The organism is Sphingomonas sp., assembly GCF_965227385.1.
In the GTDB taxonomy this organism is placed as follows: Bacteria; Pseudomonadota; Alphaproteobacteria; order Sphingomonadales; family Sphingomonadaceae; genus Sphingomonas.
The window spans coordinates 1,601,538-1,624,873 of the sequence record NZ_OZ245750.1 but is presented as its reverse complement, the minus strand read 5'-3'; the positions used below and the strand labels follow the sequence as shown (position 1 = coordinate 1,624,873).

Genomic DNA, 23,336 nt, shown 5'->3' with positions numbered 1-23,336 from the left:
TGTCCAAACCGTTTTTCCCGACGCTCCTGGTGGGAGGGGCGCCCATCGGATTCGACCATCTCGAACCGTTTCAATTCGCTATGGTGACCGAGGCGCGTCCCAAAGGCGCGTTGATCGACGTGCGCTTTTCGAACCATTGCTTCTCGGAGGCCTATGACGCCGCACGGCATTCGGACCCGGTCGTTGATGTCTGGGATCGCGGCCAGCGGCGCGTGTTCGACCAATTGCGCTACGATCTATCGTTCGGACTGCGCGACATCATTGAAGGCCTGCCGAATGCGCCGGTCTATCAAACGCCGGAAGCGAATTTCGTGCGCATCCTCGCGCCCGGCGCGAACGGTCCCGACGAATATCGTGTCTATTTCAATGCCAAGCGCGGCGGCGGCGGGCGCGGCGACTGCGATGTCTCGCTGTTCGTCGAAAGCGCCTATCCGCCGGATTTCGCCAAGCAGGTCCTGAAACCCGCGCAGATGACCAAGGTGCGATTCGCCATCCTCGTGGACAAGACCTTCCGCGGGGAGAAGCTTCGCTTCCAGTATAAAAGGTAGGGGCGCCCGAAGGCGCCCCGAAAGGTCACTCGATAACCACTTGGGCCTTTCAGCCTATCTCCGCGTCACGCGAAGGCCCGTGAGGGCGGGAGAACGCTGTTGGTGTTGCCACCTCAACCGATCCGTCGTTCCGGTAGGACAGATAGGTCCGGGGGGTAAAGAAATCAAGAAGCTACCCACGGGTCATAGCTGTCCAGGGGCGCCTTATCCCAAAATCGACGGGAATCCACGCAAAATAGCGGCGAATGGCGGCAACTGGCGGCGCCAGGGCACTGCCGGTCAGCGCCGCTCGGAACGAGAACTGACCTCAAGCCTGCGATTCGTCCGTCGCGGTGGAGAGTATCAGTGACGCCCACCAAACTCCTTGTCGGCCAGATCCTGATCGTGTTCGCGGTCGTGCTCCGCGGTATCTGGTTCGCGACGCAGTGGCCGGCCGCCGAACCTGAATGGACGTCTGGAGTTGGGAAGCCGGACAGGCATTGTGGATGGCCGCAAGTGGGTCATTCCCGACATCGCGGCCGCCTGAACGGTTGGCCGCTTGATCTGTATCTTAGCCCAATAGCTGCCAGTCGGCTGTCGGCCCAGTAGCTGCCGGTTCGGCTGCCGTAGGGGTCACCATCGTCAAGCGAGAAATGGCGAAGTTGCGCCATTTCGGACCATCTGGTGAAAGCGGCTCCCACTTTTTGTCCCACACTTTTTCGTAGCTCTAGTGGCATCCCTTGGAATGCCCTCGGGGCTCGTTGCGATTTCTCGCGGGAATGGGCCTCTGAGTCGGACGTCTCTCGACCGCCCATGGGCCGGCTTCTGCCTGTCCGGTTCCAGTTTCGAGACCCATAGAAGCAGACGTTCATGCTAACCTTGAACCTTTATGGCACCAGCCAACGTATTGGACGTTTGACCGCCAATTTTTCCGCAACCGCCGCTACTTCGGTTCAGCGCAACGAGTGAGCATCGCGCAGGTGATGCCGAGCACGCTATTCAGCCTGCCCCGACTTCCACATCAAGCGGTCGCATGTCGGTGAAGTAGCGCGACTAATGCACGGCTCCAGCCGACCCAGCTTGTCTCGAGGCTGCCCGGGTCTATAGCGGTCGCATCGTCGGTCCGGGCATGGTGCAAGCGATGAGCGCCGATCGTGGCGACCATGTTGCGATAGCCGCGCTCGATGAAATGACGCGCCTCGCCCGCGCTGTTCTCGATCGTCGCGGGATAGGGCTGCTGATAGCCGGGCAGCGTGGTCAGCAGCGGCCGCAGCGTGCCGAGCCAGGCTTCGGGCGCGAGCAGATAGCGTTGGGCATCGGCGCCGGGCAGCGGGGCGAGGACGCCATCGGCGATCTCGTGCCAGTCGCGCGCGGCGAAGCCTGCACCGAGATGCACCCACAGCCGCACCTGATCGGGCGGCGGGGCGTGCGCGCCGACGTAGGCGTCGCCGCCGACATATTCGCGCTCATGCCCGACCAGCCCGGCGAAATGCAGATCGGCATCGGGGTAGCGGCGCGCGAGTAGCGGCGCGGCGTGCAGAAAGGCGGCGATCCCTGACCCGCGCTCGCCCGCGCAGCCGAACCAGCCCGACAGCGGCGTGGTGACGACGATCGCCCGCCCCTGCCCCCGCCGCCGCGCGACGATGTTCGCCGAGGATGCGGTGATCGCCTGGCCCTCCACCACGATCCGTCCGGCATCGCCCCGTCCCGCCGCGGTGACGATCGGGGCGGCGTCGCGCGGGGCGATGACCAAGGTCGGGACTGCGGCGATCGGGTGTTCGAGCGGGGCGTTGAGCGCCAGCGCCTCCCCCGACGGACCGCGCGTCACCAGCACCAGCCCGACGCAACCGGCGGCGAGCGCCGCTTTCACCGGGCGTGCGGTGCGCGCTTCGAGGATCGAGGAATGGCGCGCATGCGGCAGACGGATCACCGCGATCTTCCCGCTCAGCCGCGCCGGATCGGCCGGCTCGTCCGCGAGCACAAGCGGCGCGGACAGGCCGGCGGGGCCGGTCGGGCACGCAGGGCGCTGGACGATGCCGTCAAGCTGGACAGCGCCGGTTGCGATCGTGGCGCGGGCAATATCATGGTCGGCGTAGCGGACCGGCTGGCGCGCAACCGCGAACCCGGCGGTGCGCAGCCGCGCTTCGACCCAGTCGAGTGCCGCGAGGTTGCCCGGCGTGCCAGTGCGGTGCGGACCGAGCGCGGCATAATGGCGCACATCGTCCATCAGCGACGGCCCCGCCGCCGCTGCGCTCGCCAAGCCGGCGGGCAGGCTGGTCGCCAGACCGAGTGCGAGCGTCGTGCGCCGGTCGAGCAAGGGGCCGCCGCCGTTCATGGCGTCACGCGCTTGTCGGAGCGGAAGTCGAGATCAGGGCGCTCCCCGACCAGCATCGTGCGGGTCGGCACCTCGGCACTGTCCTGAGCCGAGAGGCGTGCGATCAGCGTCGCGCCCTGCGCCGCCATCGCGCTGCGCCACGCTGCGACATCGTCATACCAGGACACCGCGACATGGCTATAGCCGCGCGGGATCGCGGCGGTGTGCAGCTGGACCCGGCGAGTCTGCGGCAGCGCGGTCAACGGGGCCAGCGCCTCCCGCACCCATGTATCCGCGTCGGCGGTTCCGGCAGGCGGGCGGATGAACACCACCCAGCGCGCATAGGGCACTGCCTTGTCCGGGGTGGCCGAGCCCTTGATCGCAACTGGTGGCAGCTTGACCGTCACCGTCCGCGTCTTGATCCCTGCAGCGACGGCGGGGTCCGGCTGGGTCGGAGGATGCGCGGCCATCGCCTCCCCCGTCACCCCGGCGCGGAACGCCGCGACACTGGCAAAGCCGATTTCGGTCAGGCGGCCATCGACCAGCTTCAACTGCTCGGCCTCTTCAGGCGTCGTGCGATAGCTGCGGTGGCTGACATAGCGGGTCTGGCGGTTCTGCGCCCGCGCCAGCGTTTCGGGGGCGTGATAGGTGATGTACCAGCGATCGACCGCGAGCAGATCGACCGGCGGCTTCACCTCGACCATCACGAAATGCTGGATCGGCACCTCCTGCGCGCGCGCCGCCGGGGCGCTTAGCGCTGCGAGTGCCAATAGGGAGGCGAGGAGCTTCATGGCATCACCTTCATCGCCACCAGCCGCTGCGGCAGCCGCCGATAGCCGGTTGAAAAGACCAGATATTGCTCGCCGTCAGCCATATAGGTCATCGGGGCGCCGAGCATGAAATCGGGCAGCGTGAGCGTCGCTAGCACCGCCCCGCTCGCCTTGTCGAGCGCGCGCAGCCGGGGTTCGGCGGTGATCCGGTCCTGTGGTCCCTCGCCGACGAACAACAGCGTCTTCGTCGCCAGGATCTGCGCCCGGCCGAACGATCCGGCATCGCCGGGATGAAGTGCGCGGAATGCCGGCAGGCGGCTCATGCCCCGGCCGTTCGGCGTCATCCAACGATGCTCACCACTCGCCATGTCGATACAGGTGGTGCGGCCATAAGGCGGCTTGAGCAGCGGCAGCCCGCGCGGACCGCGCGCGATCACGCGTGCCCCGGCGACCTCGACCTCGGCCTGTTCGGTCGCGCGGATATTGCCCTTGTCATCCAGAGCGATGTGCAACGGCACGTTGACCGACGGGACAAACAGCCGCTCCGTTTCCGGATCGAATGCCGCGCCATTCCAGTTCGCGCCGCCGACGAAGCTTGGCATGATGATCGTCGGCTTGCTGCCCGGCGGGGTGAAGATCGACCCGTGGAGATAGCCGGCCAGCGCCGCCTGCGCCTCCGCCTTCAGTTCGGGGGTGAAGTCGATCAGATCGTCGGGCGTGATCCCCTGTCGGTCGAACGGTAACGGCCAGGTCGGGTGCGGCTGGGTCGCGCTGGTCCGCTCGCCGGGTAGAGTCGACTGCGGGACTGGGCGTTCCTCGATCGGCCAGATCGGCTCCCCGGTCGCGCGGTCGAACACGAACAGGAACGCATGTTTGGTGACCTGCATCACGATCTTGCGGCGGCGTCCGGCGATGGTGACATCGCCCAGAATCGGCGCGGCGGGCAGGTCATAGTCCCACACGCCGTGATGCACCGTCTGAAAATGCCAGCGGCGCTTGCCGGTCTTGAGGTCGATCGCGACCAGACTGTCGCCGAACAGTCCGTCGCCGGGCCGGTCGCCGCCATAGAAGTTGTTGGTCGGCGTCGACACCGGGGCATAGACGATGCCCAGCTCCAGATCGGCGCTCATCGGCGCCCACACATTGGCGTTGCCGGTGCGGCGGTGCGATCCGTCCTTCCAGCTTTCGACGCCATATTCGCCGTCGAGCGGGATGGTGTGGAATACCCAGAGCAGCCGCCCGCTGCGCGCGTCGAATGCCCGAATGTCGCCGCGCGGCATCAGCCGACCATCGGCGCGGTCGTCTATATAGCTGCCGATGACCACAACATCGCCCGCGACCAAGGGCGGGGAGGTGATGCCATAGATGCCGGGTGTGTCGGGGACCGGCCGTACCATCCCGACACTGCGCAGATCGACCACGCCATTGTCGCCAAACTCCGCGATCGGCTTGCCGCTGTGCAGCGCCAGCGCCATCAGCCGCCCGTCACCGGTGGCGAGGATCACGCGCGCCGCTTTGCCCCGGCCCCACACCGCGATGCCGCGATGGAGGAAGCCCTTGGTCGTCGTCGGGCCACGCTTCCAGCTGAGCGGGTCGAAGCGCCACAGCGTTTGGCCGGTGACCGGATTGAGCGCGGCAACCTGCGACATCGCCGTGCTGGTGATCAGCATCCCTTCGGCGAACACCGGGGTGGACTGGAACTCGCCGGGCTTCAGAGCGGGGTTGGCGGCGAGGATCTCGGCATCGGGCGAGTCCCAGGTCCAGGCGACGCCGAGCCGGGCGACATTGCTGGCATCGATGGCGTCGAGCGGCGCATATTTCTGCGCGGCCAGATTGCCCGCATAATGGAGCCATGGCTGGTCCGGTGCAGCGCGGAACGCCCGCGCGGCGGCGGGGAATGCCAGCAGCGACGATCCCGCGAGCGCGCCGCCGATCACGCGGCGCCGGGACAGGCGCTCCATCACAGCCGCTCGATCGCCGGGGGCGACCAGCGCCCCTGACGGATCGGCGCGCGCGGGACATAGGCGCGCAGCGACACCCGCATCGGTCCGTCGGGCGTGGGCAGCCAATTGCCCTCACTCTCAGGCACCGGCTCGCGCGACAGGATGATGTCGATCGCGCCGTCCGCGCGACGGGTCAGGCCGGGCGTGCGTTCGGACACCGAATAGCGCTGGATCGGATTGGCGGCGAAGAAATAGCGGCCATCGGGCTCCGCGGCGTACATGGTGATCGACCAGAAGCCGTCGACCGGTATCCCTTCAGCCGGGATGCGGATGCGATAGCGCCGCGCTGGGTCGAGCGGTTCACCGCGATGGTCGCGGACCGAGCTGAAATACATCGCCTCGTCCGGCGGCAGCGCGGCGAGACCGCTGAGCGCGACGGCAGCGCGCAGGCGATCGTTGCTCCCGAACGTGCCGACTTCGGTAGTCGATGCGCCCCAGCCATTCACCTGTCGCACCCCGGCGGTGAAGGTTTCCCGCAGCCGGGCGATCGAGCGCGGGGTTTCGGCGCGCCACGCCGCCTGCAATGCGGGCGACAGCGCGGCAAAGCTGCCGGGGCCGCCGGGCCGGATGCCCGATGCGGCAAAGCGCCGCCAGCGCCGCGCCTGTCCCACCCGATCGCTCGACCGGCTGAGCATTTCCGCCGCCGCATCGATGATCTGGGCAGCATCGGTGCCGTCCACCGCGCGCGCACGCGGCGCCCGCACCGGCCCGCGCCCGGGCGCGGGCAGGATCGCGAACTTGTCCTGCAGCGCGCGGACCGCGGGCAGGTCGGCGGGACCGGCCACGAGGATGCGGATCAGCATCCACACATCGTTGGTTTCCGATCGGATCAGCGTCGCGTCCGCCGGCGGCTTGCCGGTCCAGTTCGGCCCGACCAGCCAGAAATCCCCGCCCCGTCCCTTGGTCGCGTGCGTGCCGATCGTACGGAAATTGTCGGTGAACGCGTTCATCAGCGTGACCGAAAAATAGCGGTCGGTGATGTCGGGTACGCGCAGCCGCACCGGACCGCCCGACAGCTCGAAAAAGCACGAGCTGTAGATCGTGTCGTTATTGGGCGCAGTCACCTGTCGCGCGGTCGCATCGGCAAGGACGCGGCGGTGATAGATGCGGTTCAATCGCCGATCGAGCGGCAGCGTCGGATCGGCAAGCTGTCCGATTCGCTGCATCGCGCGGCTGAACTCGAACAGCGGATAGGCATAGTCGAACGCGCGGGTCAGGTCGGGCGACGCCGCCGACACGGCCGCCGCCGGGAACACCGCCAGTGTCGCGGCTGCCGCAAGCAGGGTGCGCCGCCCGACCGTCAGAGTGCTGTTAATACCGGACATCGTCTTACTCCGTCGCTGGCTGAACCGTCTGGAAGGCAAGCCGCAGGAAGGCGCCGTCGGACCAGCCCTCCCCTGCTGCACGCGCGGCGCTCGCATCGGCCAGCGACAGCTGGGCGAGGCGCACCACGGTGATGCCGAGCCGCTTCGACACATAGAGCCGCTGATCGCCCGCGCCCGCCGCCATCAGCAGATCGTCGGGCAGCGCTCCTGCTGCGGCAAAGTCGAGCCGTCCGACCGCACGTGGCATGCGATCGGGCGCCAGCGCCTGTAGCTTGGCGGGGAGCCACCAGGTCAGGCCGTAGCCGAGAAAGGCCGGGGATGGCTGATGGAACGCCGCCAGCCGCTGCGGCGCGAGCGACGGCTTGCCATCGATCACCCCGTCTCGCCGTACCCACTCGCCGAACCGCGCCCAGTCACGCGCGGTGAGCGACAGACCTTGGGGCAGCAGCGGGTTGCCGTCCGGGGTGCGCCGCCATTGCCCGACGCGGATCCCCGCGGGGGCAAACAGCCGCTGCACCAGCCACTCGGCCGGGTCGGGCTGCAAGCCGCGCGCGGCGAGTTTGCGCCGCATCACCTCGCCGAAAATCTGGAACGGGGCAGGGCCATAGGCAAAGCGGGTTCCGGGCGCCGCCGCCGGACGCAGCTCCACCGCCTGTGCATAGTCGGGCGGACGACCGACGACGCTGTCGATGCCCGAACTCAGGGAGAGCAAATGGCGGATCGTGACCTTCCGCCGATCGGTCCCGTCGCGCCATTCGGTGAGCGTCGCCGACACCGGTTCGTCGAGGTCGAGCAACCCGTCCTGCGCGGCGAGCACCGCCATCGCCCCGGCCATCGTCTTGGTGCCGGAGTAGAGCGGATGCGCGTCCTCAGCGCCTGTCCCTGCGCCATAGGCTTCGCACACCGGGCGGCCGTCCTTCAGGATCAGGACGGCGCGCCCGCGATGCGCGTCGGAATAGGCCGCCGCTGCGGCGCAGGCCGGGCTCAACGCCTGCGCCTGCGCGACGGGCGCAACCGCCAGCGCGCAGGCGAGCAGGGCGACGCGCAGCCTCACCAGCGATAGCCGAGCTGGACGCCCCAGTTGCGCGGCGGGTTCAGCCGTCGCGCACCCGCGCCGCGGAATACGTCATAGGTGGCGTCGGTCAGATTGGACACGAACACGCCCGCTTCCAGCCCGCCCAAGCGCACGGCGGCGCGCGCGTTGAGCAGGTCAATCTTGTCCATGTCGAACGGGGCCGGCGCACCGGGGGCGACCAGATCATGCACGCCACCGCGCTGGCCGTTGTAGTTGACGTTGACCAGCATGCTGACATCGCCCGACAGCGATGCGTTGAGCGTGGCGTTGGCGGCGAAGGTCCAGCGCGGGATCTGCGGCAGCAGCTGCCCGTCGAACGGCCCATCGGTCACCCGCCCCTTCTGATAGGAGCCGCTGGCGGCGAGCTGCAGATTGCCCGCGCCGATCGCGATGCGCGACGCAAGCTCGGCCTCCGCGCCCCAGGTCCGCGCCTTGCCCGCATTGCTGGAGAAGGTGACGGGCGAGCTGTTGCACACGGTGCTGCCGATGAAACAGCCATTGTTCAGCGCGACGATGATGTCGGTGCTGTAGGTCTGATAGGCCGCGATGCCAAAGGTGGTGCCGCGCGCGATCCGGCCCTTGGCGCCCAGCTCGATCGAGGTGCTGCGCTCGTCGTCATAGGCCGCGGGGATCGGGATCGGCTGGGTCGCCGGGCCGAGATCCTGATTGAATCCGCCAGCGCGATAGGAACTGCCGACCTTGCCGTACAGCGTCATCGCCGGCTGCGGACGCCATGACAGCGTGGCGTTGTAGCTGAAATTGCTGGGGGCATTGGCGAAGTCGACGACAAAGCCGGTGCCGCCCGAGGGCAATCCGGTCGCGAGGTCAAACCGGCGCGAGGTCGCGCTCTTCTCGTCCCACGTCTGCCGCACCTCCCCGATCACGTTGAGCGTCGAGGTCAACGCATAGTCGAGCGAGCCATAGACCGCCCAGCTGTCGAACGTGGTCCGCAGCGGCTGGCGGTTGCCGGGCGAGGGATTGGCCGTGGTCGGGGTGCGCAGCGTGCGCTGTTCCGAATTGCTGCGCAGGTGGAAATATTCGAGGCCCGCCAGCCAGTTAAGCGCACCGTCGCCGAGTTCGCCGGTGAGGTTGAGGTCTTGCGTGAAGAATTGCGCTTCCTCCTCCCGCTCCTGCGCCTGACGGGGGTCGACGGTGGTGCTGGTTATCGTGCCATCGGCGCGCAGCTGCGCCAGCAGCTCAGGGTTCAGTCCGTCGAGATCGAGCGCATAGTCGGCCTTGCGCTTGCGATATTGGGTCACCGAGCGGAGCTTGGCAAAGCCGAGTTCCTGATTGAGCTCACCCATCCAGCTTGTCACCTCCTGCCGTGAGAAGGCGTCGGTCGACCAGGGATAGGTGCGCTCGGGCTGGATATAGCCGCGCGGGAAGCCGGCGCGCGGCGGATCGATATAGGCGCGGAAGGCGATGGCCGGGACAAAGCCGCGCCACGTCTCGCCGCGCACGACGAGGTCGGTGCCACCCTGCTTCCAGCGGATCTGGCCGCGGATACCGGTCGAGTCATTGCGGTCGAGCACCGTGCCCAGAAAATCGTTGCGGAAGAAGCCGCCGCCCTGCGTCACGAAATCGACGCCGACGCGGATCGCCAGCGCATCCGACAGCTTCACATTGGTGACGCCCTGCAGCTGGAACTGCTCATTCTCGATGGCGTAGCGGGCATTGGCAAAGCCACTATTCTCGAACTCGGGCTTGGCCGAGACGATGTTGACCGCACCGCCGACCGAGTTGCGGCCGTACAGCGCGCCCTGCGTGCCGCGCAGCACCTCGACCCGGTCGATGTCGAACAGGTCGATGCGCGAAAAGCTGCGCCCGGAAAATCCGCCGCCGCCAATATAGGCGCCGTCGCGGAACAGGCCGACGCTGGGGTCGCCGGAGGTACCGCGCGTGGTCGGCGATCCGCGCAGCGAGACCTCGTTGGTCATCGCCGAACCGGTGTCGAGGATACGGACGCTGGGCTGGCCGCCGAGCAGCTCGACCGGGTTGGTCGCGCCGCCACGATCGGCAATCGCGCTGCCGGTCAGCACGGTCGCCGCGGTCGGAACGTCGATCAGCCGCTCTTCACGCTTGCGCGCGGTGACGACGACATCGGCGCCATCCGTGGGGTCCTGCGCGGCGTCCGTCGCCGTGGTGGGTGCGGTCTGCGCGAGCGCCGCAGTCGGTGCGGTCAGTGCCGTGCAAAGCAGCAAGGTTGCATATCGAGCCATCGCCCTATCCTCTCCCTGTTCACCAGCAGCGTACCGGGTCTGTGCCCTTTACACGCTACTTACCGACCGGTAGGTAACTGGCGACAACGTGCTTGTCCAGAGGGGAAACCTGTCGCCCCGGGGTAGGAAAGCGCAGAGCGACCCGTTACGAACGAGACGATGAACGACGCGATGTGGCAGGAACATACGACCGGCACACCCGCCATCATCGGACGGCGCGAGCAGATTTACGTCCACGCCGCACAGCTCTTCTGCACGCGCGGCTTTGCCGCGACGTCGATGAACAACATCGCGGAAGCCGTCGGGATCACCAAGGCTGGCCTGTATCATTTTGTGGCGAGCAAGGAGGAGCTGCTGTTCACGCTGATGTCGTTCAGCATGGAGCGGCTGGAGGAAGATGTGGTCGCTCATGCGCGTTTGATCACCGATCCGGTCGACCGGTTGACCGCGATCGTGCGCGGGCACCTGCAAAGCGTGATGCAGGTGACGACTCCGGTCGGCAACCCGCTAACGATAATCCTTGAGGAAACCAGCGCACTCAGCCCCGACAAGGCTGCGTTGATCAAGGCGCGTAAGGCAGCCTATTCTGCATTCGTGCGCGGCACGCTGGACGAGATCAAGGTTATGGGGAAATTGGCCGACGTGGATACGCGGATGGCCACGTCCGCGATCATGGGCATCATTCTCTGGCTGGCGCGCTGGCACCGGCCGGACGGTCGTCTGTCAGTTGATGACATTATCGACAACCTCTCCGGAATCGCCCTGCGTGGCGTTTTGGGAAGCGATACGGCCGCCCCCGAAAGATCGAAATGATCGGCGCAGATCGACGGTCAAGCAAGCACCGGGGAGCAGGACCCGATTTTTCCGGGACGTTGAATGTTGGCACGTCCCGCACTGGAACGGGTTTGATCCTTAGACATACTACCACGTAAACGCAGGCTCATTGAGGACTGGCGAGAAATTTGCCCTTAATATTGGCGTATCGGTTGCCAATGTGGCAGAAATGCTTGAAAATACTGAGGAAACGCTCGACATTATTGTGCTCGCGGTAGCGTTCATTTTTGATAAACTTGTCGGTGTCGAGCCCAATGCCAACATCTGGTTACCGGTAGCCTCTGTATTTGCCAGAGCCATCACACAAACCTTTAAGATCGGCCCATGAAGAGACCTGTTGTTCGACGGTATCGCTCTGGAACGGTAGCAATATCCCAGACCCGGCCGCCTAAGCCGATTGGTAACACCGTCCGCTTTCAGGCAATCGGCTGGCGAACTTCAATGGCCGCGATGGGGCGCCTAGCTGCCGTCAGCTTCCCCATTCTCACGGGAGGTAGCGACCATACGCTCCCCCGCTGCTCGCTGATCCAGCCCGATTGTGCGAGCTGCCATCCACTCGGGCACGTGCCAGCTGGCAGGAAGCGACCGTGCAACCGCACCCGGCAAAATTGCCATCAGCAACATGCCGCCCAGTGCGCCCCCCACGCCGGCCCAGATCACTCGACTTAGCTGGCGATCAGCCGTCTGCCCACGCTCCACGATGCCATCTATGCGGCCGATGGACAGGGTCAACCCATCCCGAGTCTCACGCAATAGTGAGCGATCCTCAGCCCGTGCTTCAATACTCGCCTTACGGATTTCGTTCGCTAGCGCCATCGGCGACAGACGGACCGCCGGACTTCGCTCTATACGATCAATCCCCTCGGCGGTCTGCTTAAGGGACTCGGCCATCTTCCCCAACGTCGCGGTATAGTCAGGCACGTGCTCGCGGGCGGCGGTCAGCCCCTCGACCGCGCGGCGTGTCAGACTGACCTCTCCGCGCAGGGCTTCAAAGGCTTCAGCAATGTCGTCTGCCGGAGCAGATTCAGGGAGATTGTCGGTCATAGATCGAGACCTATCTTCCCAATCCGCGACCACGCCAGAGGGCGGGAGCTTCCTGGAGATCATGGGACAAAGAAGCCCCGCTCGTTTTTCCGATTCCCAGCTCTTTGACCCGATTTCGAAGCAGCGACTCGAGCTGCGTGTCGCGCTGCAGGCTCTTCGCCATGCCGACCATGCTATCCTGGGTGCGATGGATCGCTTCGTAATCGCCAGTGCGATTAAGGGCCTGAAGCTGTCGGCTCTTCTGTTGCCACTCCGCGACAAAGCGGTCGGCACGCTGCGCGGTGTCGATTCGGATTTCCGCTTCGAGTGTCATGGCGCGGATCGCGGCGGCGGTCTTCCCGCCGGCTGCCTGTTCGATCAGCTCAGGGTTGGCGTTCAGCGCACTACGCAAGTCCTGTGCGCCATCGGGCCGTAGCGCGTTCAGCGCCCGACCAGCTTCGTTGAACGCGACCTTCTGATGCTCCAGCACGCCGAGGTTCATGCGGCGCATCCTCACGATGTCGGCGGCGGCGCGCCCGTAGCGTTCGACTGCCTTTTCAAGCGGCGTGGCCTGCCGCTCGATTGCGATCGGCTTGAGTTTCAAACCGGCGAACCGGCTGCGCGAAAGCACCGGCTTCGCCGGCGCCGGTTCCGGTGCCCGGGTGTAGTCCGACGCCATGTCTTTCCCGCGTTCGCGCGACAGCGCGCGGACCAGCTTGCCGCGATCGGCAAAGTCGTGGCGGCCATAGTGAAGATCGACGTGATCGCGATGCCGCGACAGCGCGACGTAGGCGGCGTGCCGGTCCAGTCCTGGCGTCGCCAGCACGTGCACGCGATCAACGGTCACACCCTGCGCCTTGTGCACGGTCGCGGCATAGCCGTGATCGATGTTGGCATAGTCCTTCACGTCGAATGCGACAGAGCGCCCGTCGTCGAGTTGCATATCCCATGGTCGCGCCTGCCTATTCGGAAGCGCGGCGCGCGATGGCGAAGAAGATCGGGCTCGGCAACAAGGGCCGCGCCGCGAAGGCTACGACTCCGGCTCCGGCGCCTGCCCCCAAGCGCGCACCGCGCGCGTCCAAACCGGCCTGAACTCGCGAGCGCCGCGCGATCAGTCGCGCGGCGCGAGCCGCCGTTCGCAGACGTCCCGCACCACATTTTGTAGGACCTCGACCCGCTCCACGAGCCACTCCAGCTCCTCCCGTGTGATCTTGTAGTGGGGCGAGTAGCGCGCATTCACGTAGGCCTGCTGGAGCAGCTCGAAGCAGCGCCGCGCAAACTTGGTGTCGCGCGGCCACACCGGAATAAGGTCGCGCGCAACATTCTCGGCCTGATCGCGCAGGAAATTGAGCTTGTGCGACTTCGGGCTGTAGAGGGTGAGCACGAGCAAAGTGCAGTGGTAGAGCCGCTCCGAAGTTTGATGCAAAAGAAATGCCGCGTCGTTGTTTTCACCTTCAGCGATAGCAAAACGGGCAAGCTTCAAGCCGCTTTGAGTTTTCCGATACCACTGATCAAAATGCATCCGCGCCTCAGCCTGTGCGGCGACCGGATCAAGCGGCTTAGGCGCGTCGAACGGGTGCCCGTCGAGCTGATACAGCGAGACGCCATCGCGCACGATATCGACGAAAAACGGGCGGCCGCGCGCGAGCTGGTCGTTCACATCCTTGAGGCTGTGAACGATGAAATTGACCGGTGCCGAGAGCCGCTTGGCGATCGAATATTCGCGCAGCAAATGGTCGGCGGCTTTGGCCCAATAGTCGAGTGTGTCGGTGAGGCGCTCGTCGCTGACAACGACCAGAATATCATAGTCCGAATAATAGCCCCCGACCGGGTCCTCGACCCAGTCGCCGCGCGCATAGGAGCCGTAGAGGATCACCTTGAGGATGCGCCCCTGCTTCTTCCACTTCTGGGTGGCGAGCGCGGTCGCGTCCTCGAACTCGGCAAACAGAATCTGGACGACGCGCTCCAACTCGCGCTGCTTGGTCGATGGAAGATGCTCGAGGCTGGTTTGCATGGGGACATCCTAACGGCAGGAAGATGCTTGGGACAGCCTCGCCGACCAATCCGGCGAGGCTGCACTGTTCATCGCCGCCACCTCTCCGCGACCCGTCGCAGGATACGCTTCCACCACGGGATAGGTGGAGCTCCGTCGAGCGCGTCGCGAAGAGCAAGCATGCTCTGGGCGAAATGCCGCTCGACCTGTTCGACGCTGAGCCCCGTGCACTTGGCAATCTCGGCATAGGATAGCTCGTCCAACCGAATTGCGAGGAATATCTGGCGACGCAGCTTAGGCATGCGCTCCAACCCGGCCTCCAGCCGTTCGACGATTTCGGTGTCGGTAAGGTTGTCGCTCATGACAGCGCCTCCCCGGAAGGCGCAAAGGCGAGCAGATAGTCTGCCGCCTTGCTGGCGGCGCTCGCCGCCCGGAAGATCGCGCGTTCGTCGTCGCGCAGCACCGCAAGCCACGAACCGATGTAATCGGCATGCCGGACGGTCGGCGCAATCGCCAGCGAAGCACATGCAAACGCGCTCGCCATCTCCGCGACCAGCTCCTCACGGGCATAATCAGCACTGCCGAACCCGCCGCGCTGGTTGCGGTCCAACCGGCTGCTGTGTCCGGTCCAATGGCCAAGCTCATGCAACGCGGTGCGATACCAGTTGATCGGCTCGGCAAACGCTGCCTGCGGCGGCACCGCGACATAGTCGCCACCCGGCGAATAATAGGCCTCGCCCCCGCCAACCCGAAAGTCGGCGCCGCTTGCGTCGATCAGGCTGCGAACCTGCGGCAGGATATCCGCCTCCGCCGGAAGCTCGGGCAAGTCGGCGAACCGCTCGGGCAATCCCTCGCATTGCGCGACATTGAACACGGTGAACCGCTTCAGGAACGCCAGCTGCCGGGCCTCGCGATCCTCATCGCGCGCGCGTTCCGCCTCATCCTTCGGGGTAAAACGATCGGCATAACAGACGGTTGCGCCGCGCTCGCCCTTGCGGACGTTGCCGCCCGCCGCCTGTGCCTGCTTGAACGTCAGCCAGCGCTGAGACGTATAGCTGCCTTCGATCACCGCCGCCCACAGGATCAGCACATTGATCCCCGAATAGCGCCGCCCGGTCACGGCGTTGGCGGGCATGGTGCATCCGCACGAAGCCGCATCCCAAGGCTGCACCCATGGCAACCGTCCTGCCTCCAGCTCGGCAATCACCCGCGCCGTCACCTCGGCATAAAGGCTCGCACGCTCGTTTCCGGTCCTCATCACTCCTCACTCCTTCAAAACCACCGCAACCGGCGCCGGAATGGCGGGGGTGGGCGGCAGGAGCGGACCGGCGATCCCGCCGACTAAGGCGGGCCGCACCCGAAGGGCCGAAACGAAGAGAAGGACCCCGGCGCAGCCGGGGTTGCGGCACGCCGCGGCGGGTTCAAAGGGTAGCGACGCCCACCTCCGCCAGATCGAGTGCCGGAGGCCAACCCCACCGCGCCCGGGCGCGGTGACCGCAGCACATCAGCGCGCAGCGCTGCTCAGCTCCAACGGAGCCAAACAAACACGCACTCTCGAAGCCGGACGGCCGTCGTGGCGGGGTGCGCGCGCAGCTGTGCGCCAGCCGCCGCCGCGCCCTCCGTCCGAATCGAGTGTGCCACGCGGCAAAGCAAAGCCGCTGCGGACCCTGGGGCTTCGCAGAAGTCCGCCAGCGCACGCTCATCAAAAGTCGCGTTCCGCCGCCGGGCAGCGCCCGGCCCGCGTCATGCGATCGTCACCCGCACGGGCCGGGACGCAGCAAGCGACTCGGCGACGCGCAAGCGTCGTAGAGCGCGGTCACGCAAGGCGTGAGACGCCCTGACACTTCACCCCTCGAACAGCCAACCTACGCTAGAGCTACGTATGTGCACGCTGGCACCGCACAGCACCCTCCTGACACCAGAGAGGCTCTTTTCAGGGTGGAGGATTTCCGCCCAAATTACCCCCGGGGGCACCAGTCAAACGCACACGATGCAAGGAAATCGCAATGCAGACCGAACCCCCCGATCGCATCCTCCGGATCAACACCGTCCTCGACCGGACCGGGCTCAGCCGCTCAACGATGTACCGCAAGATGCAAAACGGCACGTTCCCGAAGAACATCCAGATCAGCACGCGCTGCGCCGGCTGGCGAGAGTCCGCGATCGACGCGTGGCTGCGCAATCCGATGTTCTATCACGTCGAAGATTGAACGCCCGACCTGCTAGTCAAAGAAGAATAGCAGTGCGATCACGAGCAGCCCAAGGATGAGCAGAGCGCGCTCAAACGGAAGCTGCACATCCGAACGCTTTGTCGCGGAGTCGGGAACGCCCCCACCATTGCGCCGCTTCAATTCCTCGCGATGGATCTTCGCCAAGGAGATCCCGGGATCGCCATGTGGTGCAAGGCAGTCAGGCGCACCGTAAAGCTGCGGCACCTCGCTCAGCAGGTCCTTCTCGAGCCCCTTCGCTGCATCTGCCCGTTGCTTCAGGCTCGCGCGAAACTCATCCGCATTCTTCGGCGACATCACAGAGCTCCCTCGCCGTACAGGCGCGCGATCTTAGGAAATGGCTCAAGGGTGATCGCCGCCCGCATCGCTTGATAAATAGGCTGGGGTGCTTATCGATCTGTGAACACGCGCCCCGCGAACACTCAGGCAATCAGCGCTGTATGACTTTCGGCCGCTTTGCGCCCTATTTTCGGTCGTGCGGTCCGTGCGTCACTTGCCTGAAAGCGGCCATTCGCTCGACTGCCGCTGACCGTTCCTTGTTGAGCGTAGGGGCCGGGGCATACAGAGGGCGCGTTGGCCCCGAAGGCCGCTCCTGATCGTTCAGCATCTCGATCAACCCGGAGTTCCCCTGCATGCACGAGATCCAACGCGGCGCCGGCCGCAAGCTGCTGCTTGTTCATGGTCTTGGCGGAAGCTGGCAATCTTGGAACACCGTCATCGGTGCGCTTAGCGCCGAACGGGCGGTCATCGCGATCGACCTTCCCGGGCATGGAGCGACCTCGGCGGATCGGGACAGCGGGACCTTTGTCGGCCTTGTGAACAGCGTCGAGCGCTATATTCGCGACAAGGGGCTCGACGGGATCGACGCCGTCGGTAGCTCGATGGGCGCGCGGATCGTGCTCGAACTCGCCCGGCGCGGCTGCGTCGGAAATGTGGTGGCACTCGATCCCGGCGGCTTCTGGCGCGGCAGGGAGCGCGCCTTCTTCAGGACGACGATCGGCGTTTCGGGGCGGTTGCTCCGGGCGATCCGTCCCCTCCTGCCGATGCTGAGCCGGAACGCCGTGTCGCGCACGGCATTGCTGGTGCAGCTTTCGGCGCGTCCCTGGGCGCTCGATCCGGACGTGGTTGCAACCGAGCTAGCGACTCTCAGCACGACGCGAACGTTCGACGCATTGGTCGACGACCTGTCGAGCCGCCCTGAGCAAACCGGTCCGGCAGCCGATCCGACTCGCCGTATCGTGATCGGCTGGGGTCGCCACGATCGGCTGTGCCTGCCGAGGCAGGCGGAGAGGGCGCAGGTCGCCTTTCCCTCCGCGCAACTGCATTGGTTCGAGGACAGCGGGCATTTTCCGGCGTGGGACCAGCCCGAGGACACAATTGCCGTCATTCTCGCCGCAACGCGGTGACGACGGTCGGTCGTCGGCGGGACCGGTAGCGTAACAAGCCCCGTTCAGGCTGGCTTCGACCACGCTCCAGTGGAAATCGTTGCGCAACCGGCCTGTGGCCCTCGGGCAACATTGATCGAAAATGCCGGGCGAAAGAAATAAAATTACGCCACTTCATGCGCCCGTGGCAGTCCGCGCAACGTTGCCTTGCCGATCGCTCAGTCCGAGCGCTTCGTTTTCAAAGGCTTTCCCCCATATGCCCATTCACCACATTTCCCAGTCGCCACGCACGCGCGCACGCTTCACCTTGGCCTCGGCGCTCGCCGGAACTGCATCCGCCTTGCTTCTGGCGTTGCCGTCCGCAGCGCTGGCTCAGGAAGAGTGCGGTGCCGCACCGGCGACCGCTGGAACCGTGGTCTGCACCCCCGCGGGAAACCCCTACACAAACGGGATCACCTACATCGCCCCGCCCGCCGATCTCACCATCGTGCTGCAGGACGGCGTGCGCATCGACACGAGCGGCGGCCTCAACCTCGGCCTGCTGGCAGTCGGCGACAATGCCTTCACGATCAACGGCGGCACCAACACGCTAATCACCAGCGACAGCTTCGGCGTCCTCGTGTCGAACAACACCGATCCCATCTCGGTGACGCTCGACCGGATCGTTACCAACGGCGCGAATAACTTCGGCCTGATCGTCAGCTCGTCGGAAGGCTCCATCACGACGAGCACCAATGCCATCACCACCAGTGGTGCCAATGCCGACGGGATCAGCGCCAGCACCGACATCAGCGCGATTACCATCCGCTCGGGCAGCGTCACGACCAGCGGCCAGAACGCCATCGGCATCGACGCCAACAGCGATTTTGGCAATCTCAACATCACCTCCGGCACGATCCGCACCAGCGGCGCCGGCGGCGGCGGCTTTAGCGGCGGCGCGGTCGGCATCCGCGCTCAGACCGGCGGTATTGGGGCGATCACGGTCAACTCGACCACAATCACCACCGCCGGAACCGACGCGTTCGGCATCCGCGCGGTGAGCAACACCGGCGCAGTGTCGGTGAATTCCGGTTCGATCGCCACCACCGGCCTCAACGCCGACGGCATCACCGTCACCACCGCAGGCACCGCGACGATCAACGGCGGCGCAATCAGCACCACGGGTGCGAATGCCGATGGCATCGTCGCCAGCGGCGTCACCGGTGCCAACATCAACTTCACCTCGATCAACACCACCGGCGCCAACGCGAATGGCGTGCTCGTTCCGGCAGGTGTTGCGTTCTTCGGCCCGCGCGCAACTGCTACCACCACGGTCAATGGCGGCAGCGTCAGCACCGTCGGCGCAACATCAGATGGCGTGCGCGCTATCGCCGGCACCGGCACCGCGACGGTCAATGTCACCGGGAACATCACGACCCAGGGCGCGAACAGCCGCGGCATCTTCGCCACCGGCCCGACCGGCGTGACCGTCACCAACGGCGGAACGATCGGCACGGCTGGCGCCACCTCGAACGGTGTCGATGCGTCGAGCACGGCCGGGCCGGTCAACGTCACGGTCAATAATGTGACCACCACCGGTAACGGCTCGCGCGCTGTGGTCGTCAATGCGGCGACCGGAAACGCCACCGCAACCGTCAATGGCGAACTGCGCACCACCGGTACTACTGCCGATGCGCTGACCGTCACCAGCGGCGGCAACAGCATCGTCAATGTCGGCACGGGCGGCTCGTTCGCCACGGCGCAGGGCAATTCGATCGTTCTCAGTTCGCTCGGCACCAGCACGCTCAACAACGCTGGCACGATCGCCAACAACGCAAACGGCTTCGCGCTCGTCGCCACCGAGGGAGCGATCACCATCAACAACAGCGGTAACCTGTCGTCGGACATCGTCCTGACCGCAGGTGCGGACCGCATCAACAACAGCGGGACCTTCACTGTCGGCCCAAATCCGGACTTCGGCGCGGGCAGCGACAGCTTCGCAAACAGCGGACTGATCCTGGTCGGAGCCGGCGCAGCAGCGACCGTCTCGCCGACATTCACCGGCCTCGAGACCATGACCAACAGCGGCACCATCGATCTGCGCAACGGACGCGCGGGCGACACGCTGACCCTGCCTGGTACCTACGCCGGAGCAAACGGTACGCTCGGCCTGGACGTCGTGTTCGGCGCGACACCCGTGGCAGATCAGCTGATCATCGGCGGCGTTGCCAGCGGCACCACGACCATTCAGCTCAACCAGCTGGCAGGCGGGCAGCCGACCTTGAATTCGGGAATCGTGCTGGTCCGTGCCTCGACTGCATCGGATGCCAATGCGTTCGATCTGGCGGGTGGGTCGCTCACTTCGGGCTTTGTCCGGCTCGAAGTTGTGTTTAACCCCGCCACCGGCACCTATTCGCTGAGTGGTGCGCCGAGTGATAGCGCCTTCCGTGCGCTCAATTTCAACGAAGGCTTGCGCAGCCTGTGGCTGAAGTCGGCGGACACCGTGTCGGGGCAGCTACGCGCCCGCCGCGATGCGCTGTGGACGCAAGGGGGCGGCGATGTCGCCGGCCGCTTCTGGACGCAGATGCACGGATCGGTTGAAACCCGTGGCGGCAGCCGCAACTTCAACACCTTCGGCCAGTCGCGCATAACCAGCACCGGCTATGAGCAGGACTATTTCGGCGGGCAGGTCGGGTTCGATGTCAGCGGCGGGAGCGGTGAACGCGGCGGCTTCGCCTTCGGCGTTACGGGTGGCTACACGAATTCGTCGATGAACTTCGCGGGGTCGGCCGACCGGCTAAGCTTTGATGTTATCAACGGCGGCGTTTACGGCAGCTTCACGTCGGGTAACATCTTCGTCAACGCGATCGGAAAATACGACTATTTCTGGTCAAAGACGAACATGCCCGGCGCCGGTTTCCGGGATGACAATAACGGCGGCGTCTATGGCGCGCGGGCAGAGGCGGGGATCCGTTTCGGGAGCGACAGCTTCTTCGTCGAGCCGGCGGCCAGCATCTCGTACGTAAAGAACGACTTCGACGATCTGTCGCTCAACGGCACGACGATCAGCTTCGACGATGAAGACGGCCTGCGCGGGCGCGCCGGCGGCCGCATCGGCGGGGCCTTCGGCTTCGGCGGCGGCGCAGAAGCGGCGGTTTATGTGGGCGCCAATTACGTTCATGAGTTCAAGGGTCGCGACGGCGTGACCTTCACAAGCGGCGGCACCCGCCTCGGCTACACCAATGATCGCCTGCGGGATTATGGCGAAGCGACGCTGGGTGTGACGATCGCCCAGAGCCGAGGGATCAGCGGCTTCATCGAAGGCAACTACATCCGCTCGTTCACCGACAGCAACGGCACGGGCAGCATCGACGGTGCCGGCGGCCGCGCGGGTATCCGCCTGCAGTTCTGAGCTGCCTGGGTTCGAACTAGGAAATCGTCACGGGGTGCATGGCAACATGCACCCCGTTGCTTGAGCCACCTAGCGAATGGCAGCTTCTCTGCATTCGGCGGTGCATGGTGGAAATTCCGCAATCGGCCCACGAGTTGCTGTACGGGTTTTTTGAAATAAGCGGCCCGACGGGAACCACTCCCTTCTTGCGTTCGATCCAGCGGAACATCCCCGCAGCGTCGAGGAGCACCCGGTTGAGCCATTTGCTGTCGTCGTGCATCACGAGGGGGTGCTTTGAAGTGAGGGGGAGGGAATGTCCGGTGATTCGGCAGGGGATCGCCGCGTCCTTTATTGGGTCGCGGTTCTAGGCTTATTGGTCGCCGTGATTAGCGCGATCGCGACGCTCGGTAGCTGGTATCGCGGGGAGAACCCTCGACCGCAGGATCCGGTGACGCAGCCGCTGCCCGTAGTGGTCACCAACTTTCCGCCCCCATCGATCAGTTCCCCGCCAAGCACGAGGACCGTACCGCAGGCGGGCGAAACCGTTCTCCGTGATGAGGTGCCGACCGCAAACCAGGGTCAGGGCCAATTGAAAGCCGTCGATACGGCGCCCGACTATTCCGCTAGCAGTGAGCCAGACAGCGTCTATGACGCGATCGAATTTCCAGTCGAGGTCAAGGCGGGAGAAATTTCGCTGAGAAAGTCGAACTACCAGTTTCAGCAGCCGGACCTAATCGGTTATGAGGCGACCGTCACCTTGAGTGTTCGCAACAAGAGCAACCGGACGCTGCGCATTGGCTGGCTCGACCCGTTCGACAATCTCCGCCTTCACTTCAAGGTCGGGCCGGAGTTCAAGGGGTCGCATCGCGATTACAAGGGCTTGCCGATCTGCACGATGAGTCCGGGGCACTGCGACAACGACCGACGCTCGGCCCCCATCGAGCCATCCGAGGTGGTAACGCTCGTGGCGGTGCTATCCGGATCGGTCACTCCCAAAGAAAGCGTTGCGCTGGAACAGCAGAAGTTCGGTTCTGTCGTAGGCCAGCTCGTGATTGTGCCGCGAGGCACCCGGCCCGAATATGGCAAGCAGTTCTCACTTAATATGAATGTGCAGCGAGATAGTGAGACTTCGGAGTAGTGTCCTTACCCCAGCCGTTCAGCTCATAGGCGCTACCTCGCACCGGACGACGAGAATGAAATGAGCCAAATCCAGTTCGTCGAGGTCGATAACCACGCCACTCGCCCGATTGGTGTCAGCGGTCATGTCCGCTTTCACCGCAATTCAGCGGAAAGCTACCCCTCAGCAAGCCCAACGCCGGCCGTTTAGCCGGTCCAGATTATCATGTCCGCATTCGCGAACTGACACATGAAAGCGGACGAACCGCTGACGGCCCAGAAGCCGACTGCGCATCGCTGGGCGGACACGTCTCCCCTCGATGATCGTTTGTTCACCAGCGTCAAGTCACTAGGCCCGCCACAGGTTGGGCGGCCTATGGCTGCGACGAGAATTGGGTTAAACGAGCAAGCAACGCTTGAGCCAGGGGGGCGGCGCTGGCCGGGTTCTGGCCGGTGATGAGCGCGCCGTCCTCGACTAGATGCGGTTCGAATGCCGCTGCTTGGCTATAGCGCGCGCCTTGCTTCAGGAGCTCGGTCTCGGCAAGCAGCGGCACAAGCTTGTCATATTCCAGCATCGCTTCTTCTTCGTTGCTGAAGCAGGTGAGCGCCTTTCCGGCAGCGAGTGGCGCGCCGTCGGGCGTCGTCGCCGTCATCAGCCCGACCACGCCATGGCAGATCGCCGCTACCGGCCGCTCATCCGCGATCAGCGCGCTGACCAGCGACCCCAGCGGCCGACAGTCTGGATAATCCCACAGTGTCCCGGTCCCGCCGACCAGGAAGATCGCGTCCAGTCGCGACGCGTCGACATCGGCGAGATCGAGCGGCGCATCCAGCTTCGCGACGACGTTCTTCTGGTCGAGAAACCAGTGACCTGCCGGCAGTAGCCATGGCTCGGCCAGGCTGGCCGGATCGAGCGGCGCCACCCTGCCGCCGGGCGTGCCGAACAGGATGTCATAGCCCGCCGCGCTCAATAGTTGGTAGGGCGTTGCCAGCTCTTCGAGCCAGACGCCGGTTTTGGCGCCGGTGTCGCCCAGCTCGCTCTGTCCCGTGAGTACGAATAGGATAGTCTTGGTCATGTCGCCCTCGTAAAGTCGCGAGAAGCGTGCGGTCTCTCTGCGGCGCAAACAATCCACCGATTAGGTGGATGGGCACAA

22 protein-coding genes and 1 pseudogene are annotated in these 23,336 nt (G+C 65.3%); 8 read left to right on the top strand and 15 right to left on the bottom strand.

All coding sequences use genetic code 11. From position 1 onward, the window contains the following. Positions 1 to 29: 29 nt before the first annotated feature. Positions 30 to 548 (top strand): hypothetical protein, encoded by a 519-nt coding sequence (locus tag ACO05N_RS07720; RefSeq protein ID WP_422056578.1) that lies wholly within the window; start codon positions 30 to 32, stop codon positions 546 to 548. A 1,000-nt stretch (positions 549 to 1,548) separates the two neighbouring features. On the opposite strand, the gene ACO05N_RS07715 is transcribed toward ACO05N_RS07720, so the two are convergent. The 7 genes and pseudogenes from ACO05N_RS07715 to ACO05N_RS07685 form a co-directional block, all read right to left on the bottom strand. Next, complete coding sequence (locus ACO05N_RS07715) at positions 1,549 to 2,862, bottom strand: hypothetical protein (RefSeq protein WP_422056577.1); 1,314 nt, start codon at positions 2,860 to 2,862, stop codon at positions 1,549 to 1,551. Then, positions 2,859 to 3,632, bottom strand: coding sequence for a hypothetical protein (locus ACO05N_RS07710; RefSeq protein WP_422056576.1), 774 nt, complete (start codon positions 3,630 to 3,632; stop codon positions 2,859 to 2,861). Before ACO05N_RS07710 ends, ACO05N_RS07715 begins: the two co-directional genes overlap by 4 nt. Continuing rightward, complete coding sequence (locus ACO05N_RS07705) at positions 3,629 to 4,741, bottom strand: hypothetical protein (protein WP_422058720.1); 1,113 nt, start codon at positions 4,739 to 4,741, stop codon at positions 3,629 to 3,631. Before ACO05N_RS07705 ends, ACO05N_RS07710 begins: the two co-directional genes overlap by 4 nt. Before the next feature lie 318 nt (positions 4,742 to 5,059). Then, a pseudogene (locus ACO05N_RS07700) lies at positions 5,060 to 5,572 on the bottom strand (hypothetical protein); the annotation flags it as partial. Then, positions 5,572 to 6,939: a DUF1254 domain-containing protein gene (locus tag ACO05N_RS07695; protein WP_422056575.1), complete on the bottom strand. Its 1,368-nt coding sequence runs from the start codon at positions 6,937 to 6,939 to the stop codon at positions 5,572 to 5,574. The pseudogene ACO05N_RS07700 and the gene ACO05N_RS07695, both read right to left, overlap by 1 nt. Positions 6,940 to 6,943: 4 nt before the next feature. Next, on the bottom strand, positions 6,944 to 7,993 hold the full coding sequence (locus ACO05N_RS07690; protein WP_422056574.1) for a serine hydrolase domain-containing protein: 1,050 nt from the start codon (positions 7,991 to 7,993) through the stop codon (positions 6,944 to 6,946). Continuing rightward, complete coding sequence (locus ACO05N_RS07685) at positions 7,990 to 10,233, bottom strand: TonB-dependent receptor (RefSeq protein WP_422056573.1); 2,244 nt, start codon at positions 10,231 to 10,233, stop codon at positions 7,990 to 7,992. Before ACO05N_RS07685 ends, ACO05N_RS07690 begins: the two co-directional genes overlap by 4 nt. A 159-nt stretch (positions 10,234 to 10,392) precedes the next feature. Between ACO05N_RS07685 and ACO05N_RS07680 the strand changes: the two genes are divergently transcribed. Both ACO05N_RS07680 and ACO05N_RS07675 read left to right on the top strand, forming a co-directional pair. Then, on the top strand, positions 10,393 to 11,046 hold the full coding sequence (locus ACO05N_RS07680) for a TetR/AcrR family transcriptional regulator (RefSeq protein WP_422056572.1): 654 nt from the start codon (positions 10,393 to 10,395) through the stop codon (positions 11,044 to 11,046). 130 nt (positions 11,047 to 11,176) lie between these two features. Continuing rightward, entirely contained in the window at positions 11,177 to 11,395 is a 219-nt protein-coding gene (locus ACO05N_RS07675; RefSeq protein ID WP_422056571.1) for a hypothetical protein, read from the top strand. A gap of 131 nt (positions 11,396 to 11,526) precedes the next feature. Here ACO05N_RS07675 and ACO05N_RS07670 read toward each other — a convergent pair whose 3' ends face one another. Both ACO05N_RS07670 and ACO05N_RS07665 read right to left on the bottom strand, forming a co-directional pair. Next, positions 11,527 to 12,111, bottom strand: a complete 585-nt coding sequence (locus tag ACO05N_RS07670) for a DUF6118 family protein (protein ID WP_422056570.1) — start codon at positions 12,109 to 12,111, stop codon at positions 11,527 to 11,529. Between the two features lie 10 nt (positions 12,112 to 12,121). Continuing rightward, entirely contained in the window at positions 12,122 to 13,033 is a 912-nt protein-coding gene (locus tag ACO05N_RS07665) for a hypothetical protein (protein WP_422056569.1), read from the bottom strand. Between the two features lie 5 nt (positions 13,034 to 13,038). Between ACO05N_RS07665 and ACO05N_RS07660 the strand changes: the two genes are divergently transcribed. After that, complete coding sequence (locus ACO05N_RS07660; protein WP_422056568.1) at positions 13,039 to 13,182, top strand: hypothetical protein; 144 nt, start codon at positions 13,039 to 13,041, stop codon at positions 13,180 to 13,182. Positions 13,183 to 13,201: 19 nt separating this feature from the next. Here the strand turns inward: ACO05N_RS07660 and ACO05N_RS07655 are convergent, their stop codons facing one another. The 3 genes from ACO05N_RS07655 to ACO05N_RS07645 form a co-directional block, all read right to left on the bottom strand. Continuing rightward, positions 13,202 to 14,104: a HEPN domain-containing protein gene (locus tag ACO05N_RS07655; protein WP_422056567.1), complete on the bottom strand. Its 903-nt coding sequence runs from the start codon at positions 14,102 to 14,104 to the stop codon at positions 13,202 to 13,204. A gap of 68 nt (positions 14,105 to 14,172) precedes the next feature. Next, complete coding sequence (locus ACO05N_RS07650) at positions 14,173 to 14,445, bottom strand: RNA polymerase sigma factor (RefSeq protein WP_422056566.1); 273 nt, start codon at positions 14,443 to 14,445, stop codon at positions 14,173 to 14,175. Beyond that, positions 14,442 to 15,341, bottom strand: coding sequence for an ArdC family protein (locus ACO05N_RS07645; RefSeq protein WP_422056565.1), 900 nt, complete (start codon positions 15,339 to 15,341; stop codon positions 14,442 to 14,444). Before ACO05N_RS07645 ends, ACO05N_RS07650 begins: the two co-directional genes overlap by 4 nt. 748 nt (positions 15,342 to 16,089) lie before the next feature. On the opposite strand from ACO05N_RS07645, the gene ACO05N_RS07640 reads away from it, so the two are divergent. Next, a complete protein-coding gene (locus ACO05N_RS07640; protein ID WP_422056564.1) occupies positions 16,090 to 16,293 on the top strand; it encodes a helix-turn-helix transcriptional regulator in 204 nt (67 codons plus the stop codon). Between the two features lie 12 nt (positions 16,294 to 16,305). Here the strand turns inward: ACO05N_RS07640 and ACO05N_RS07635 are convergent, their stop codons facing one another. Beyond that, a complete protein-coding gene (locus ACO05N_RS07635; RefSeq protein WP_422056563.1) occupies positions 16,306 to 16,608 on the bottom strand; it encodes a hypothetical protein in 303 nt (100 codons plus the stop codon). A 335-nt stretch (positions 16,609 to 16,943) separates the two neighbouring features. On the opposite strand from ACO05N_RS07635, the gene ACO05N_RS07630 reads away from it, so the two are divergent. Beyond that, positions 16,944 to 17,717, top strand: a complete 774-nt coding sequence (locus tag ACO05N_RS07630; protein WP_422056562.1) for an alpha/beta fold hydrolase — start codon at positions 16,944 to 16,946, stop codon at positions 17,715 to 17,717. Positions 17,718 to 17,952: 235 nt separating this feature from the next. After that, the gene (locus ACO05N_RS07625) at positions 17,953 to 21,087 is read left to right on the top strand and encodes a beta strand repeat-containing protein (RefSeq protein WP_422056561.1); all 3,135 of its coding nucleotides are present in this window, start codon (positions 17,953 to 17,955) and stop codon (positions 21,085 to 21,087) included. A 16-nt stretch (positions 21,088 to 21,103) separates the two neighbouring features. On the opposite strand, the gene ACO05N_RS07620 is transcribed toward ACO05N_RS07625, so the two are convergent. Continuing rightward, the gene (locus tag ACO05N_RS07620) at positions 21,104 to 21,346 is read right to left on the bottom strand and encodes a hypothetical protein (protein ID WP_422056560.1); all 243 of its coding nucleotides are present in this window, start codon (positions 21,344 to 21,346) and stop codon (positions 21,104 to 21,106) included. 33 nt (positions 21,347 to 21,379) lie between these two features. Between ACO05N_RS07620 and ACO05N_RS07615 the strand changes: the two genes are divergently transcribed. Then, positions 21,380 to 22,204 (top strand): hypothetical protein, encoded by an 825-nt coding sequence (locus tag ACO05N_RS07615; RefSeq protein ID WP_422056559.1) that lies wholly within the window; start codon positions 21,380 to 21,382, stop codon positions 22,202 to 22,204. A 352-nt stretch (positions 22,205 to 22,556) separates the two neighbouring features. Here the strand turns inward: ACO05N_RS07615 and ACO05N_RS07610 are convergent, their stop codons facing one another. Beyond that, the gene (locus ACO05N_RS07610) at positions 22,557 to 23,258 is read right to left on the bottom strand and encodes a type 1 glutamine amidotransferase domain-containing protein (protein ID WP_422055168.1); all 702 of its coding nucleotides are present in this window, start codon (positions 23,256 to 23,258) and stop codon (positions 22,557 to 22,559) included. Between the last annotated feature and the right edge of the window lie 78 nt (positions 23,259 to 23,336).

Bases quoted from the DNA above. Each gene is read 5' to 3' on its own strand.
- ACO05N_RS07715 (WP_422056577.1), bottom strand. From the start codon at position 2,862: ATGAACGGCGGCGGCCCCTTGCTCGACCGGCGCACGACGCTCGCACTC.
- ACO05N_RS07710 (WP_422056576.1), bottom strand. From the start codon at position 3,632: ATGAAGCTCCTCGCCTCCCTATTGGCACTCGCAGCGCTAAGCGCCCCG.
- ACO05N_RS07705 (WP_422058720.1), bottom strand. From the start codon at position 4,741: ATGAGCGCCGATCTGGAGCTGGGCATCGTCTATGCCCCGGTGTCGACG.
- ACO05N_RS07695 (WP_422056575.1), bottom strand. From the start codon at position 6,939: ATGTCCGGTATTAACAGCACTCTGACGGTCGGGCGGCGCACCCTGCTT.
- ACO05N_RS07685 (WP_422056573.1), bottom strand. From the start codon at position 10,233: ATGGCTCGATATGCAACCTTGCTGCTTTGCACGGCACTGACCGCACCG.
- ACO05N_RS07680 (WP_422056572.1), top strand. From the start codon at position 10,393: ATGAACGACGCGATGTGGCAGGAACATACGACCGGCACACCCGCCATC.
- ACO05N_RS07670 (WP_422056570.1), bottom strand. From the start codon at position 12,111: ATGACCGACAATCTCCCTGAATCTGCTCCGGCAGACGACATTGCTGAA.
- ACO05N_RS07665 (WP_422056569.1), bottom strand. From the start codon at position 13,033: ATGCAACTCGACGACGGGCGCTCTGTCGCATTCGACGTGAAGGACTAT.
- ACO05N_RS07660 (WP_422056568.1), top strand. From the start codon at position 13,039: ATGGTCGCGCCTGCCTATTCGGAAGCGCGGCGCGCGATGGCGAAGAAG.
- ACO05N_RS07655 (WP_422056567.1), bottom strand. From the start codon at position 14,104: ATGCAAACCAGCCTCGAGCATCTTCCATCGACCAAGCAGCGCGAGTTG.
- ACO05N_RS07650 (WP_422056566.1), bottom strand. From the start codon at position 14,445: ATGAGCGACAACCTTACCGACACCGAAATCGTCGAACGGCTGGAGGCC.
- ACO05N_RS07645 (WP_422056565.1), bottom strand. From the start codon at position 15,341: ATGAGGACCGGAAACGAGCGTGCGAGCCTTTATGCCGAGGTGACGGCG.
- ACO05N_RS07640 (WP_422056564.1), top strand. From the start codon at position 16,090: ATGCAGACCGAACCCCCCGATCGCATCCTCCGGATCAACACCGTCCTC.
- ACO05N_RS07635 (WP_422056563.1), bottom strand. From the start codon at position 16,608: ATGTCGCCGAAGAATGCGGATGAGTTTCGCGCGAGCCTGAAGCAACGG.
- ACO05N_RS07630 (WP_422056562.1), top strand. From the start codon at position 16,944: ATGCACGAGATCCAACGCGGCGCCGGCCGCAAGCTGCTGCTTGTTCAT.
- ACO05N_RS07625 (WP_422056561.1), top strand. From the start codon at position 17,953: ATGCCCATTCACCACATTTCCCAGTCGCCACGCACGCGCGCACGCTTC.
- ACO05N_RS07620 (WP_422056560.1), bottom strand. From the start codon at position 21,346: ATGCACGACGACAGCAAATGGCTCAACCGGGTGCTCCTCGACGCTGCG.
- ACO05N_RS07615 (WP_422056559.1), top strand. From the start codon at position 21,380: ATGTCCGGTGATTCGGCAGGGGATCGCCGCGTCCTTTATTGGGTCGCG.
- ACO05N_RS07610 (WP_422055168.1), bottom strand. From the start codon at position 23,258: ATGACCAAGACTATCCTATTCGTACTCACGGGACAGAGCGAGCTGGGC.